The sequence below is a fragment of the Curtobacterium sp. PhB128 genome, from assembly GCF_004340725.1.
Taxonomy (GTDB): Bacteria; Actinomycetota; Actinomycetes; order Actinomycetales; family Microbacteriaceae; genus Curtobacterium.
In genome coordinates this window covers 1-12,564 of record NZ_SLUR01000011.1, presented here as the reverse complement: position 1 = coordinate 12,564, position 12,564 = coordinate 1, and the positions used below count along the sequence as shown (strand labels likewise).

Below are 12,564 nucleotides of genomic sequence, written 5' to 3'. Positions count from 1 at the left end.
ACAGGACCCGTTCTGAGCACCGGACGGATCAGTTACGGGATCGCGACCGCGCCGAAACGCGCCCGTAACGCGGGGTCACGCCCGGACCCCCAGTTTGAGGGGTTTGTCGGTGGAGCGCTACAGGACGTCGCCGCGGCCGCTGATCTTGAGCGCATCCACGACGCCCTTGACCCGCTGCGCGTTCGCGCTGGTCGTCACGAGCAGCGCGTCGGGGGTGTCCACGACGACGATGTCCTCGACCCCGATGAGCGAGATGAGCCGCTGGCTGTGCGAGATCACGATGCCGCTCGACGAGTCGGCGAGGATCCGGGCGCCGTCGCCGAGGACGGCGAGGTTGTTCGGGCGACCGCCGGACTGCAGCTTGGCGAGCGAGGCGAAGTCGCCGACGTCGTCCCAGTCGAAGTCGCCGGGGACGACCGCCATGCGGCCCGCCGCGGCGGCCGGCTCGGCGACCGTGTAGTCGATCGCGATCTTCTCGAGCGTGGGCCACACCGCGTCGACGACCGCGCCGCGGGCCGAGGTGTCCCAGGCGTCCGCGAGCTCGTTGATGCCGGCCAGCAGCGTCGGGTTGTTCCGGCCGATCTCCTCGAGCAGCACGTCAGCGCGGGCGATGAACATGCCCGCGTTCCACAGGTAGGTGCCCTGTTCGACGTACGAGCGTGCGGTGTCCAGGTCGGGCTTCTCGACGAACGACCGGACGGCGTGCGCGGTCGGTGCGCCCTCGATGTCCAGGGTGTCGCCGTGCGCGTGGATGTACCCGAAGCCGATCGCGGGCTCGGTCGGCGTGATGCCGATGGTGGTGATGTACCCGGCACGGGCGACGGCGACGGCCTCGCGCACCGAACGGCGGAAGCCGCGGGCGTCACCGATGACGTGGTCGGCGGCGAAGGAGCCGATGACGACGTCGGGTTCGCGGCGCACCAGGATCGCCGCGGCGAGGCCGATGGCCGCCGTGGAGTCCTTCGGTTCGCTCTCGAGCACCACGTTGTGGTCCTCGACCCCCGGCAGTTGCGACTCGACTGCGACGCGGTGCGCCCGTCCGGTCACGACCATGATCCGCTGCTCGCCCGCGAGCGGGGCGAGCCGGTCCCAGGTCTGCCGGAGCAGCGAGGTGCCGGACCCGGTCAGGTCGTGCAGGAACTTGGGTGCGTCCGCGCGCGACAGCGGCCACAGGCGCGATCCGATGCCCCCTGCGGGGATGATCGCGTAGAAGTCTTCGAGAGCGTCAGCCACGCGCTCACCGTACCGGTCCTGCCGCGCGGATCCTGGGTGGTCTCCGCACGATTCCCGCATGCGGGCTCCCGCAGGGCATCGTCGGCGTGCGCGCGGCGACGGCGTCGCGTTGTTCACCCGTCGCCTCCGCCCCGTTCACGTCGTCGGCCCCGCGGGGTCACGTGACGCCCGGAGCATGGGCAGCACCATGAGCGCACGCAGCGTGGAGCGCGGCACGTCCCCCCGGACCGTCGCCGTCGTGACCGAGAGCTTCCTGCCCACCCTCAACGGCGTGACCACCAGCGTCCTGGCGGTCCTCGACCACCTGGAACGCCGTGGCCACCGCGCGGTCGTGATCGCACCGGACACCCCGGGACTCGCGCAGTTCCGGTCCCGCAGCAGTGTCGAGCGCTACCGTTCCTTCGACGTGCACCGGATCCCCGCCGTCGCGTACCGGCAGTTCCCCGTCGCACTCCCCCACCCCGTCCTCGACACGATCCTCGCCGCCTCCGGCGCCGACGTGCTCCACGCCGCGAGTCCGTTCCTGTTGGGTGGGCGCGCGATCACGGCAGCCGGGAGGCTCGGCATCCCCTCCGTCGCCGTCTTCCAGACCGACGTGGCCGGTTTCGCCCGCCGCAACGGGTTGACGGCGACCGTCCCGTTGGTCCGCAGGATCCTCGGCCGCATCCACGCCGGCGCCTCGCTGACGCTCGCGCCGTCGAGCGCGACCGCCGCGATGCTCGCCGAGGACGGCGTCCCCCGCGTCGCACGGTGGGGGCGCGGGGTCGACACCGAGCTCTTCCACCCGGCCCGACGGGAGTCCGCCCACGTCCGAGCGCTCCGACGCCGGATCGCGCCGCACGGCGAGACGATCGTCGGCTACGTCGGACGGCTGGCCCCGGAGAAGGAGGTCGAACGGCTCGCCGAGCTCGGCGGGATCCCCGGCATCCGCGTCGTCGTGGCCGGCGGTGGACCGTCCCGCGCGCTGCTCGAACGGCGACTGCGGCACCTCGACGTCACCTTCACCGGACCGTTGCGCGGCGACGCCCTCGCCGACGCGTACGCCTCGCTCGACCTCTTCGTGCACACCGGTCCGGCCGAGACCTTCGGGCAGACCCTCCAGGAAGCGCACGCCTCGGGGCTGCCGGTGATCGCGCCGGCGTCGGGTGGTCCGCTCGACCTCGTCGCCCCCGGACTCGACGGCGAGCTCTACGACACCGACGCACCACAGGCCCTGCGACAGGCGGTCCTGCGGCTCCACCACGACCGCGCACTCGCGGAACGGATGGGATCGGCGGGCCGTCTCCGGGTCGAGGGCACCACGTGGGAGGCCGTCGGCGACCAGCTCCTGGGGCACCACGACACGGCCAGGAACATCGGCGCGCCGCCCGTGGGTCGGGGCCTGCGGGCCGGTCGGGACGAGAAGGTCAGCACCCGCGCATAGGATGGGACGTGTTCCACACGAACACGAACGGCAAGGGCTCGCCGATCGGGCGAGCCCGTCCTATGGAAGGACGAGCTCATGGCTGAGCCCACCGGCGGCGGTACGGCGACCGCCGTCCCCGAAGTCACGATCGAGGCGCCCCGCGCCTCTCGGAAACTCGAGGGCACGCTGTACCGCGGGTCGACCGGCATGTGGTCGTGGGTCCTGCACCGGATCACCGGTGTCGCGATCTACTTCTTCCTGCTCGTGCACATCCTCGACACGGCACTCGTGCGCCTCTCGCCCGAGGCGTACAACGCGGTCATCGGCACGTACAAGACCCCGATCATGAACCTCGGCGAGATCGCCCTGGTGATGGCCATCGTGTTCCACGCGTTCAACGGGCTCCGGATCATCCTCGTCGACTTCTGGTCCAAGGGGCCGAAGTACCAGCGGGCCATGTTCTGGGTCGTCATCGTCCTGTGGGCGATCGCGATCGCGGGCTTCCTGCCCCGCCAGCTCATGAACCTCTTCGCGGACTTCAACTAGAGGGGCACCTGATGACCACGCAGATCGTCGAACCTCCCCGTTCCGCCTCGGCCGCCCGCCGCTCCACCAACTGGGAGAAGTGGGGCTGGATCTACATGCGCGGCTCGGGCGTCCTGCTCGTCGTGCTGATCTTCGGCCACCTCTTCGTCAACATGGTGGCTGGCGAGGGTGTCAAGCAGATCGACTTCGCCTTCGTCGCCGGCAAGTGGGCGAACCCGTTCTGGCAGGTGTGGGACTCCCTCATGCTCGTCCTCGCGCTCATCCACGGCTCGAACGGCATGCGCACGATCGTCAACGACTACGTGTCGAAGCCGGGCATCCGGAAGACCCTCCTCGCCGCGATCCTCATCGCGTGCGTCGTGTTGATCGTCCTCGGCCTGCTCGTCTGCTGGACGTTCGACCCGTGCCCCGCCGGCGCAGCCGCCGCGGACCTGCCCTCCTTCTGCCCGGCGCAGTAGCACTATCCCCGCTGCCGACCGCCTTCCCACCGTCTACGGAAAGACCCCTGTGACCGAGACCACCGTGCACCACCACCAGTTCGAGATCGTCATCATCGGCGCAGGAGGCGCGGGCATGCGTGCCGCGATCGAGGCCGGCCCGAAGGCGAAGACGGCCGTCATCTCGAAGCTCTACCCGACCCGCTCGCACACCGGTGCGGCGCAGGGCGGGATGGCCGCGGCCCTCGCGAACGTCGAAGAGGACTCGTGGGAGTGGCACACCTTCGACACGATCAAGGGCGGCGACTACCTGGTCGACCAGGACGCCGCCGAGATCCTGGCGAAGGAAGCCATCGACGCCGTCATCGACCTCGAGAACATGGGCCTGCCGTTCAACCGCACGCCCGAGGGCAAGATCGACCAGCGTCGCTTCGGCGGCCACACCCGCGACCACGGCAAGGCACCGGTCCGTCGCGCCTGCTACGCGGCCGACCGCACGGGCCACATGATCCTGCAGACGCTGTTCCAGAACTGCGTCAAGCTCGGCGTCGAGTTCTACAACGAGTTCTACGCGCTCGACCTCATCATGGTCGACGTCGTGGGCGAGGACGGCGTCACGCGCCAGCAGCCGGCCGGCGTCGTCGCGTTCGAGCTCGCCACGGGTGAGCTGCACGTCTTCCACGCCAAGGCGATGATCTTCGCGACCGGTGGCTTCGGCAAGATGTACAAGACCACCTCGAACGCGCACACCCTGACCGGCGACGGCGTCGGCATCGTGTGGCGCACCGGTCTGCCGCTCGAGGACATGGAGTTCTTCCAGTTCCACCCGACCGGCCTCGCGGGCCTCGGCATCCTGTTGACCGAGGGTGCTCGTGGCGAGGGTGCGATCCTGCGCAACGCCTCCGGTGAACGCTTCATGGAGCGCTACGCCCCCACCATCAAGGACCTCGCCCCACGCGACATCGTCGCCCGGTGCATGGTGCAAGAGGTGGCCGAGGGCCGCGGTGCCGGCCCGAACAAGGACTACGTCCTGCTCGACTGCACGCACCTCGGTGCCGAGGTCCTCGAGACCAAGCTCCCGGACATCACGGAGTTCGCCCGCACCTACCTCGGCGTCGACCCCGTCGTCGAGCCGGTGCCGGTGATGCCGACCGCGCACTACGCGATGGGTGGCATCCCGACGAACACCGACGCGCAGGTGCTCTACGACAACACCACCGTCGTCCCCGGCCTCTACGCCGCCGGCGAGTGCGCCTGTGTCTCGGTGCACGGCTCGAACCGTCTCGGCACGAACTCGCTCCTCGACATCAACGTCTTCGGCAAGCGCTCGGGCAACAACGCCGCCGAGTGGGTCAAGACCGCCGAGTTCCTCCCGCTGCCCGAAGACCCCGCTGCCGGCGTCCGGGCGATGCTCGACCAGCTGCGCGCCTCGACCGGCACCGAGCGCATCGCCGTCCTGCGCAAGGAGCTGCAGGACGAGATGGACAAGAACGCCCAGGTGTTCCGCACCGACGAGTCCCTCGCCCGCGTCACCGAGACCATCCACACGCTCCGGAACCGCTTCATGCAGGTCTCCGTGCAGGACAAGGGCAAGCGGTTCAACACCGACCTGCTCGAGGCCGTCGAGCTCGGGTTCCTGCTCGACCTGGCCGAGGTGGTCGTCTACTCGGCCCGCAACCGCAAGGAGAGCCGCGGCGGCCACATGCGCGACGACTACCCGAAGCGCGACGACGAGAACTACATGCAGCACACGATGGCGTACCTGACGGGCGACCCGCACTCGTCACTCGCCGACGACCACATCACGCTGGACTGGAAGCCGGTCGTCGTGACCCGGTACCAGCCGATGGAGAGGAAGTACTGAGATGACCGACACCCTGGTCTCCGACGCACCCCGGACCGACACCACCGACGCGCCTCCCGGGTCCTTCTCCGTCACGCTCATCATCCGGCGCTTCGACCCGGACGTCGACGACGAGCCGCGCTGGCAGGACTTCGACGTCATGATGCTGCCGACCGACCGCATCCTCGACGCCCTGCACAAGATCAAGTGGGACCAAGACGGCTCCCTGACGTTCCGACGTTCCTGCGCCCACGGGGTCTGCGGCTCGGACGCGATGCGCATCAACGGCCGGAACCGGCTGGCGTGCAAGACCCTGATCAAGGACCTCGACGTCTCGAAGCCGATCTACGTCGAGGCGATCAAGGGCCTGCCGCTCGAGAAGGACCTCGTCGTCGACATGGAGCCCTTCTTCAAGTCCTTCCGCGAGGTCCAGCCGTTCCTGCAGCCGAAGACGGCGCCCACCCCGGGCAAGGAGCGCATCCAGTCGGTGGCCGACCGCGCACGCTTCGACGACACCACGAAGTGCATCCTCTGCGCTGCGTGCACCTCGTCGTGCCCGGTGTTCTGGACCGACGGGCAGTACTTCGGCCCGGCCGCGATCGTGAACGCGCACCGCTTCATCTTCGACTCGCGTGACGACGCCGCCGAGGTCCGCCTCGACATCCTCAACGACAAGGAAGGGGTCTGGCGCTGCCGGACCACCTTCAACTGCACCGACGCCTGCCCCCGTGGCATCCAGGTGACGAAGGCGATCTCCGAGGTCAAGCAGGCCGTCATGCGGGGCCGCGCCTGACACTCGGGGTCGTCCAAGACTCGACATCGACTCCACCGATAGGCTCCGCTCCATGACGTTCGCGGCCACCCGCCCCATCCTCGACCAGCTCGGCTACACGATCCGCTACGTGCAGCTCCCCGGAGAGACCCTGCACGAGCCGCCGGTCGAGGGTGCGCTCCGCGTTGTCCCGGCCGAGGCGTCCGACGAGTTCGCGCTCGAGGTCGTCGACTACGGCACGGCTCGTCGCCTCGCCACCGCGCGCGGTGAGGAGGACGCGGTCGAGATGCTCCGTCGGTTCCTGAACCGGCCGTTCCCGGCTCCGCGCGACATCGCCCGGCACGAGCTCGACGGGCTCCGTGACCGTGCGGCGTCGACGTACCCGCAGCTGGCGCAGCAGGTGTCGCAGGCCGGAGAACAGGGGTTGACCATCCAGATCCCCGCGGGCGTCCCCGTCGACCGCATCGGTGGTCCGGACGGCTACCTGCTGCACCCGCTCGACACTCCGCTGCCGAGCCGGTCGCTGCCGCCGCACGTCGCCGGCGTCCCGGAGACCCACCGCTACCTGGTCGAGCGTCCGTTCATGGTGAACGTCCGCTTCGTGCAGCCGTGGTTCGAGCAACCGGGTGGCGCGCTCCGCTTCCAGATCGCCGACCCCACGGTCACCGTGCGCGACCTCGTCGTCGATGGTGCACTGGCTCGACTCCGCGTGGTCTGACACCCCGCACGACGAAAGTCGGCCCGCACCGCGCTTTCGCGCAGTGCGGGCCGATTGCCGTTCAGTGTTGCTACGCCTGGTCCGGGCGGTCGTACTGCGCACCAGCCGGGTTCGGCGGCAGGCAGCCGAACACGATCGCGGCGATGCCGACGAACATCCCGATGAGCCAGAGCGGACCGGCGAGGTTCGCGTCGTGCACGCGGCGCCACCCCAGTGCGATGTTCGGGATGAGGGTCGCGAGCCACCAGAGGCCGTACAGGACGAGCAGGATGAAGATCCACGCCGGGGGTGCACCCTCGGTCTGGGTGTAGCCGTACTCGTCGGTGGTCGAGGCCGAGACGCTCCACGAGATGATGCCGGCGATGAACCCGCCGTACAGAACGAGGGTCACGATCGCGTTCGCCAGGATCCAGTACCAGTACTCACTGCGGCTGGCGCGCCCGTCGAACCGGGCGTATTTCTTGAAGAAGCGCGTGAAGGCGTCGAGGAAGCCGGCACCGTAGAAGGGTGCCCACAGCGGTGGAGCTCCGTCGGGCCCGACCGGGATCGGCGGACCGGCCTGCGGGTACGGGTCGGCGTACTGCTGGCCGTACCCGGGCTGCTGGCCGTACTGGGCAGGCTGCTGGCCGTACTGGGCAGGCTGCTGGCCGTACTGGGCAGGCTGCTGGCCGTACTGGGGCTGCTGACCGTACGGACCAGGCTGCTGTCCGTAGGGTCCGGGCTGCTGCCCGTAGGCACCAGGCTGCTGCCCGTACCCCGGCTGCTGCTGCCCAGGGTCAGGCTGCCCCGACGGCTGGTCGCCGCCGGGCTGGCCCCACTGCGGTGTGTCGTTGCTCATCGAGCGCCGGTCGGTCGGTCGTAGCGCTCGCCCTGCGGGTTCGAGGGCAGCAGGCCGAACACGATGCCGACGATGCCGACGAAGATCGCGATGATCCACAGGGCACCGGGCAGGTTCGCGTCGTGCAGGCGTCGCCAGCCGAGGGCGAGCGTCGGGATGATGATCGCGAGACCCCAGAGCCCGATCAGGATGCCGGCGATCACGAAGAGCGCTGACGGGCTGGTGACGGTCGACTGCACGCTCGCCGAGGTCGCGGTCGACATCGACACCGTCGAACGCTCCGACGTGGCGATGCCGATGCCGTACAGGATGCCGAGGACGATGCCGACGATCGCGTTCGCCAGGTACCACCACCAGAACTCGCTGCGGCTCGCGCGGCCGCTGAAGGTCGCGTACTTCTTGAAGAAGCGTCCGACGGCCTTGCCGAAGGAGATCCCGTACCAGGGGGCCCAGATCGGCGGCTCGCCGTTCGGGCCGGTCGCCGGCTGCTGGCCGTACTGCGGCGTTCCGTTGTACGGGTTCGGCTGGCCGCCCGGCTGCTGGCCGGACGGGTTCTGCGGGTACTGGTCACTCACGGTGTCCCCCTCGATCGTTGGCTGGTAGTCGGGTCCGAGTCAACCAGAACCGTCGCGCGGCCGTCGCTCGCTACCCGCGGTGGGGTTCGTCGTACCGCTGCCCCTGCGGGTTCGAGCCCATCAGACCGACGATGAGCGAGAACAGGACGCCGAGCGGCGGGATGATGAAGAGGAAGGCGAAGTACCCGCTCAGGTTCACGTCGTGCAGTCGTCGCACCGTCAGGGCGATGAAGCCGAGAGCGCAGGCCAGGGCCCAGAGCCCGCTCAACCCGTTCGACGCGTCGTCGAAGAACGGCAGCACGTTGAAGAACCCGCCGACGATGCCGGTGGCCGCCGAGCCGATGACGTACCAGAGGGCCCAGAACCAGAACTCCGACTGGCTTGCGCGGCCGTCGAACCGGACGTACTTCTTCCAGAACCGCGGGAACGCCTGCACGAACGGGATCCCGTACCAGGGCGCCCACAGCGGGGGCTGGCGCGGGCCGGTCGGCTGCTGGCCGTACGGTCCGGGCTGCTGTCCGTACGGTCCGGGCTGCTGGCCGTACGGTCCGGGCCGCTGGCCGTACGGGTTCTGCGGCGGGTACTGGTCACTCACTGGTTCGTTCCTTCCGAGGCCGACTGCGATCACCGTCGAGTCTGGCAGCGGCGGCGGCAGGACGCGTCCCCCCAGCGGAGGACAGCGCAGCGACTGCGCTCCCACAGCGCTCCGACCGGCGCTCCGACCGACTCAGGGCACCAGCGCGAGCTTGCCGCCGGGGTGCCCGGACTCCAGCAGCTCCGCGGCCGCCTTCGCCTCGGCGAGCGGGAACGTCCGCGCCACCGGGACCTCGAGCTGTCCGGCCCCGGCCAGGTCGATCAGTCGCTGCCGCACCGAGTCGCGGAACGCCTTGCTCGCGGGCTGCGCCCCACCGACGGCGGCGAACCCCGCCTCGGCGGCGCGCGCCTGCGCGGCGATGGTGACGATCCGGTCGCGGTCCGCGACCACCGCGAGCGAGACGTCGACGGCCTCGTCGGTGCCCACGCAGTCCAGTGCCACGTCGATGCCGGAGGGTGCGAGCGACCGGACCCGTGCCTCCAGGCCGTCGCCGTACGCGACCCACTCGCCGCCGAAGCGTCGCACGACGTCCGCACCCCGCTCGGAGGCGGTGCCGATGACGCGCGTTCCGAGCAGGCGGAGCTGCTGCAGCAGGCTGACGCCGACTGCTCCGGAGGCACCGTGCACCAGCACGGTGTCGCGGCCCGCGGCACGGGTGACGCGCAGCATGTCGGCTGCGGTGGTGCCCGCGAGCAACAGGTTCGCCGCCTCGGGGAAGCCGAGCCCGACGGGCTTCGCGAAGACGTCCGCAGCCGGGACGGTGAGGGACGACGTCCAACCGCCGGCGACCCGGAACGCCAGGACCTCGTCGCCGACCGCTCCCCCGCCGGACGCGATGGTGGTGTCCGGTCCGACCGCAGTGAGCACGCCGGCGACCTCGTAGCCGACGGGCACCGGCAGGTCGGCCGGGTCGCCTTGCCGCGTGTGCTTCGTGTCGGCGGGGTTCATGCCGGCGGCGCGGACCGCGATGGTGACCTCACCGGGTCCGGGTGCGGCGACCTCGGTGTCCACGAACTCGAGGACCTCGCTGCCGCCGAACCGCGGTGCCACCCAGTGCTTCGTCATGCGGCCGACGCTACGCCCCGATCCGCCGGCGGCGTGCGCGGAGGGTCCGTGCACGGAGCACCATCACGGCGATGCCGCCGAGCAGCATCGCGCCTGCCGCGGCGAGCGGGATCGTCGGGTCGCTGCCGGTGAAGGCCAGCTCGGTCGTACCGCCGCCGTTGTCGCCTCCACCGACCACCGGGACCGCGGGTGCTGTCGACGTGGGAGCGGTGGGCACGGGAGCCGAAGCAGTCGGCGTCGCCGTGGGCGTCGGTGCCGGCGCACCGACGGTCACCACGTAGGTCTCGGTGTCCGGCGGTGCCGTGCCGTTGTCGACCGTGATCGTCACCGTCGTGGTGCCGGGCGTGGTCGGCGTGCCGGAGATGACGCCCGTGTCCGGGTTGATCGTGAGTCCGGGCGGCAGGGTCCCTCCATCGGAGTACGTCGGTGCCGGGTTGCCCGTCGCGGTGACGGGGAACGAGTACGGCGTGCCGGCGGTCGCGTCGGTCGGGGTGCCCGAGGTGATCGTCGGTGCGACGCTCTCGGACGGCGTCCCCGCAGCCGGGCAGTTCGTCGGCCGGGTGATGGTGTTGTCGTCGAGCGTCACCGCTGCGTTCCGGGCGAGCAGTCGGCCCACGACCGTCGCACCCGTCGTGGCGGTCACGGACTGGTCGGCGAGGACGGTGCCCTGGAACTGGGCGGCGCTGCCGATGGTCGCGGAGCTGCCGACCTGCCAGAACACGTTGCACGAACTCGCGCCACCGGTGATGACGATCCTCGTGCCGGACCCGATGGTCAGGGTCGACGCGGCCTGGAACACCCAGACGGAGTCCGCGCTGCCGGCCAGGGTGAGCTGGCCGGTGTTCGCGAGCTGCAGCGTGTCGCCGTTGTAGACGCCCGGGCTGAGGCTGAGCCCGTTGAGCTCCTGGAGGCCGGTCTGCGTCGGCGTCAGCGAAGCGGCCACGTCGTAGGCGGTCGTGGTGTCCGACTGGGCCTGCGCGGCCGCCGCGTCGGTCTGGTGCACGGTGCCGTTCACGGTCCCGTTGCCGGTGCCGCCGAAGCCGGTGATCGAGGTACCGGGCGAGACGCCGAGGTCACCGTTGACCACGGTCGGCCCGGTGTTCGTCACGGTCTGCGCGCCGAGGACGCCGTAGCTCGCTGCGGTCCCGAGACCGACGGGGCCGTCGATGATGGTGGCGGCGGACGCGGCCGAGGAGGCGCCGAGGGCGAGCGCTGCGGCCAACCCGATCCCGGTGCTGACGACGATGAGCGGACGGAGGATGGGCGTTCTGGCCACGGAGGCCCCTGCCTGAGATGGCGAAGAGCCGATCGGGCATCGGAGACACCCGGCGTTCACCGTGTCCCGAGTGTGTCCGGATCGCATGTGTTCCGAGGTCCTGACTCCCAGATTCGCCCGGATCGGCCGATGGCGGACAGGATCGGTCCGATCCGGACCACGACGGCTGTTCGGTATCGTCCTCACATGCCGCGCGCCGCGATCGTCGTCAACCCGTCCAAGGTCGACCTGCGGGTGCTCCGCAACACCGTCGCGGCAGAGGAGGATCGGAGCGGCTGGGCTCCCACGACCTGGTTCGAGACCGCGGCGTCCGACGACGGCCGTGCCGCTGCGGTCGACGCACTCGCCACCGCGCCGGACGTCGTCCTCGTCGTCGGCGGCGACGGCACGCTGCGCGTCGCAGCCGAGGTGCTGCACGGCTCCGGCGTGCCCCTCGCCGTCCTCCCCGTGGGGACCGGGAACCTGTACGCCCGGAACCTGCGCATCCCGCTGAACGACGTCGCCGGCTCGGTCCGAGCCGCCTTCAGTGGGACCGATCGGCCGGTCGACCTCGCGTTCGCCGAGCTCACCGACCAGCAGGGCACGACGACGCGCCACGCTTTCCTGGTGATGGCGGGCATCGGCCTCGACGCGAACATGGCGGCCAACACCAACGCGCGCCTCAAGAAGCGGTTCGGGTGGCTCGCGTACTCCGACCCGATCATGCGGTCCGTCATCGGCAACCGGCAGATCGACCTGCGGTACCGCCTCGACGACGGTGACACCCGGACGATGCGGGCGCACACCGTCATCGTCGGGAACTGCGGCACCCTGACCGCCGGCGTCCTGCTGCTGCCCGCCGCGAAGCCGGACGACGGGGTGCTCGACGCGGTCGCGTTCCGCCCCGGTCGGACGGTCGGCTGGGCCGGCGTCGGCTACGGCCTGTCGCTGAACCGCTTCTTCCACCGGACCGGGTTCGGTCGCTTCCTGTCGTGGCTCATCCCGGCCACCCGGACGCTGCGGTACACGAGCGCACGGGTCCTCGACCTCGAGCTGGACCAGCCCGAGCAGGTCCAGCTCGACGGCGACCCCTTCGGCACCGTGGTGGCGGTGCGGCTGACGGTGGACCACGGCGGGCTCACCATCCGGGTGGGGCCGTCGCGGTGACCACGTGAAGACGGGAGGCCCGGTGCCAGCTGTGAACTGGTCCCGGTTTGTTGGACCGTGAAGTCAGATTAGGCCGCGAGGGCGTGAGCTCGGTATTGAACCGGGCTCATGCCCT

13 protein-coding genes are annotated in these 12,564 nt (G+C 70.4%); 7 read left to right on the top strand and 6 right to left on the bottom strand.

Annotated elements, in window-relative coordinates; all coding sequences use genetic code 11:
* Positions 1 to 117 precede the first annotated feature (117 nt).
* Positions 118 to 1,233 carry a mannose-1-phosphate guanylyltransferase gene (locus EDF23_RS16380; RefSeq protein ID WP_123672266.1) on the bottom strand — a complete coding sequence of 372 codons (1,116 nt, stop codon included), beginning with the start codon at positions 1,231 to 1,233 and terminating at the stop codon, positions 118 to 120.
* 187 nt (positions 1,234 to 1,420) lie between these two features.
* On the opposite strand from EDF23_RS16380, the gene EDF23_RS16375 reads away from it, so the two are divergent.
* From EDF23_RS16375 to EDF23_RS16350, 6 genes are all read left to right on the top strand, one after another.
* On the top strand, positions 1,421 to 2,656 hold the full coding sequence (locus tag EDF23_RS16375) for a glycosyltransferase family 1 protein (protein ID WP_235035928.1): 1,236 nt from the start codon (positions 1,421 to 1,423) through the stop codon (positions 2,654 to 2,656).
* Positions 2,657 to 2,734: 78 nt separating this feature from the next.
* Positions 2,735 to 3,184, top strand: coding sequence for a succinate dehydrogenase, cytochrome b556 subunit (gene sdhC / locus EDF23_RS16370; RefSeq protein ID WP_123292180.1), 450 nt, complete (start codon positions 2,735 to 2,737; stop codon positions 3,182 to 3,184).
* A gap of 11 nt (positions 3,185 to 3,195) precedes the next feature.
* Positions 3,196 to 3,642, top strand: coding sequence for a succinate dehydrogenase, hydrophobic membrane anchor protein (sdhD, locus tag EDF23_RS16365; RefSeq protein WP_111086628.1), 447 nt, complete (start codon positions 3,196 to 3,198; stop codon positions 3,640 to 3,642).
* A 49-nt stretch (positions 3,643 to 3,691) separates the two neighbouring features.
* Complete coding sequence (gene sdhA / locus EDF23_RS16360) at positions 3,692 to 5,485, top strand: succinate dehydrogenase flavoprotein subunit (RefSeq protein WP_131922377.1); 1,794 nt, start codon at positions 3,692 to 3,694, stop codon at positions 5,483 to 5,485.
* 1 nt (position 5,486) lies between these two features.
* Positions 5,487 to 6,257, top strand: a complete 771-nt coding sequence (locus EDF23_RS16355) for a succinate dehydrogenase iron-sulfur subunit (RefSeq protein ID WP_123292177.1) — start codon at positions 5,487 to 5,489, stop codon at positions 6,255 to 6,257.
* 52 nt (positions 6,258 to 6,309) lie between these two features.
* Positions 6,310 to 6,954: a TNT domain-containing protein gene (locus EDF23_RS16350; RefSeq protein WP_111086631.1), complete on the top strand. Its 645-nt coding sequence runs from the start codon at positions 6,310 to 6,312 to the stop codon at positions 6,952 to 6,954.
* 70 nt (positions 6,955 to 7,024) lie between these two features.
* Here the strand turns inward: EDF23_RS16350 and EDF23_RS19505 are convergent, their stop codons facing one another.
* The 5 genes from EDF23_RS19505 to EDF23_RS19340 form a co-directional block, all read right to left on the bottom strand.
* The gene (locus EDF23_RS19505; protein ID WP_207895524.1) at positions 7,025 to 7,792 is read right to left on the bottom strand and encodes a DUF805 domain-containing protein; all 768 of its coding nucleotides are present in this window, start codon (positions 7,790 to 7,792) and stop codon (positions 7,025 to 7,027) included.
* Positions 7,789 to 8,367, bottom strand: coding sequence for a DUF805 domain-containing protein (locus tag EDF23_RS16340; RefSeq protein WP_111086632.1), 579 nt, complete (start codon positions 8,365 to 8,367; stop codon positions 7,789 to 7,791). Before EDF23_RS16340 ends, EDF23_RS19505 begins: the two co-directional genes overlap by 4 nt.
* A 70-nt stretch (positions 8,368 to 8,437) precedes the next feature.
* Positions 8,438 to 8,962, bottom strand: coding sequence for a DUF805 domain-containing protein (locus tag EDF23_RS16335; protein WP_131922375.1), 525 nt, complete (start codon positions 8,960 to 8,962; stop codon positions 8,438 to 8,440).
* 132 nt (positions 8,963 to 9,094) lie between these two features.
* Positions 9,095 to 10,027: an NADP-dependent oxidoreductase gene (locus EDF23_RS16330; protein ID WP_131922373.1), complete on the bottom strand. Its 933-nt coding sequence runs from the start codon at positions 10,025 to 10,027 to the stop codon at positions 9,095 to 9,097.
* Positions 10,028 to 10,037: 10 nt separating this feature from the next.
* Complete coding sequence (locus EDF23_RS19340) at positions 10,038 to 11,303, bottom strand: ice-binding family protein (RefSeq protein WP_207895523.1); 1,266 nt, start codon at positions 11,301 to 11,303, stop codon at positions 10,038 to 10,040.
* Positions 11,304 to 11,489: 186 nt separating this feature from the next.
* Between EDF23_RS19340 and EDF23_RS16320 the strand changes: the two genes are divergently transcribed.
* Positions 11,490 to 12,449, top strand: a complete 960-nt coding sequence (locus EDF23_RS16320; RefSeq protein WP_131922371.1) for a diacylglycerol kinase family protein — start codon at positions 11,490 to 11,492, stop codon at positions 12,447 to 12,449.
* The last annotated feature ends 115 nt before the right edge of the window (positions 12,450 to 12,564 follow it).

Coding starts and splice junctions, on each gene's coding strand:
- EDF23_RS16375 (WP_235035928.1), top strand. CDS start 1,421: ATGAGCGCACGCAGCGTGGAGCGCGGCACGTCCCCCCGGACCGTCGCC.
- sdhC (WP_123292180.1), top strand. CDS start 2,735: ATGGCTGAGCCCACCGGCGGCGGTACGGCGACCGCCGTCCCCGAAGTC.
- sdhD (WP_111086628.1), top strand. CDS start 3,196: ATGACCACGCAGATCGTCGAACCTCCCCGTTCCGCCTCGGCCGCCCGC.
- EDF23_RS16355 (WP_123292177.1), top strand. CDS start 5,487: ATGACCGACACCCTGGTCTCCGACGCACCCCGGACCGACACCACCGAC.
- EDF23_RS16350 (WP_111086631.1), top strand. CDS start 6,310: ATGACGTTCGCGGCCACCCGCCCCATCCTCGACCAGCTCGGCTACACG.
- EDF23_RS19505 (WP_207895524.1), bottom strand. CDS start 7,792: ATGAGCAACGACACACCGCAGTGGGGCCAGCCCGGCGGCGACCAGCCG.
- EDF23_RS16330 (WP_131922373.1), bottom strand. CDS start 10,027: ATGACGAAGCACTGGGTGGCACCGCGGTTCGGCGGCAGCGAGGTCCTC.
- EDF23_RS16320 (WP_131922371.1), top strand. CDS start 11,490: ATGCCGCGCGCCGCGATCGTCGTCAACCCGTCCAAGGTCGACCTGCGG.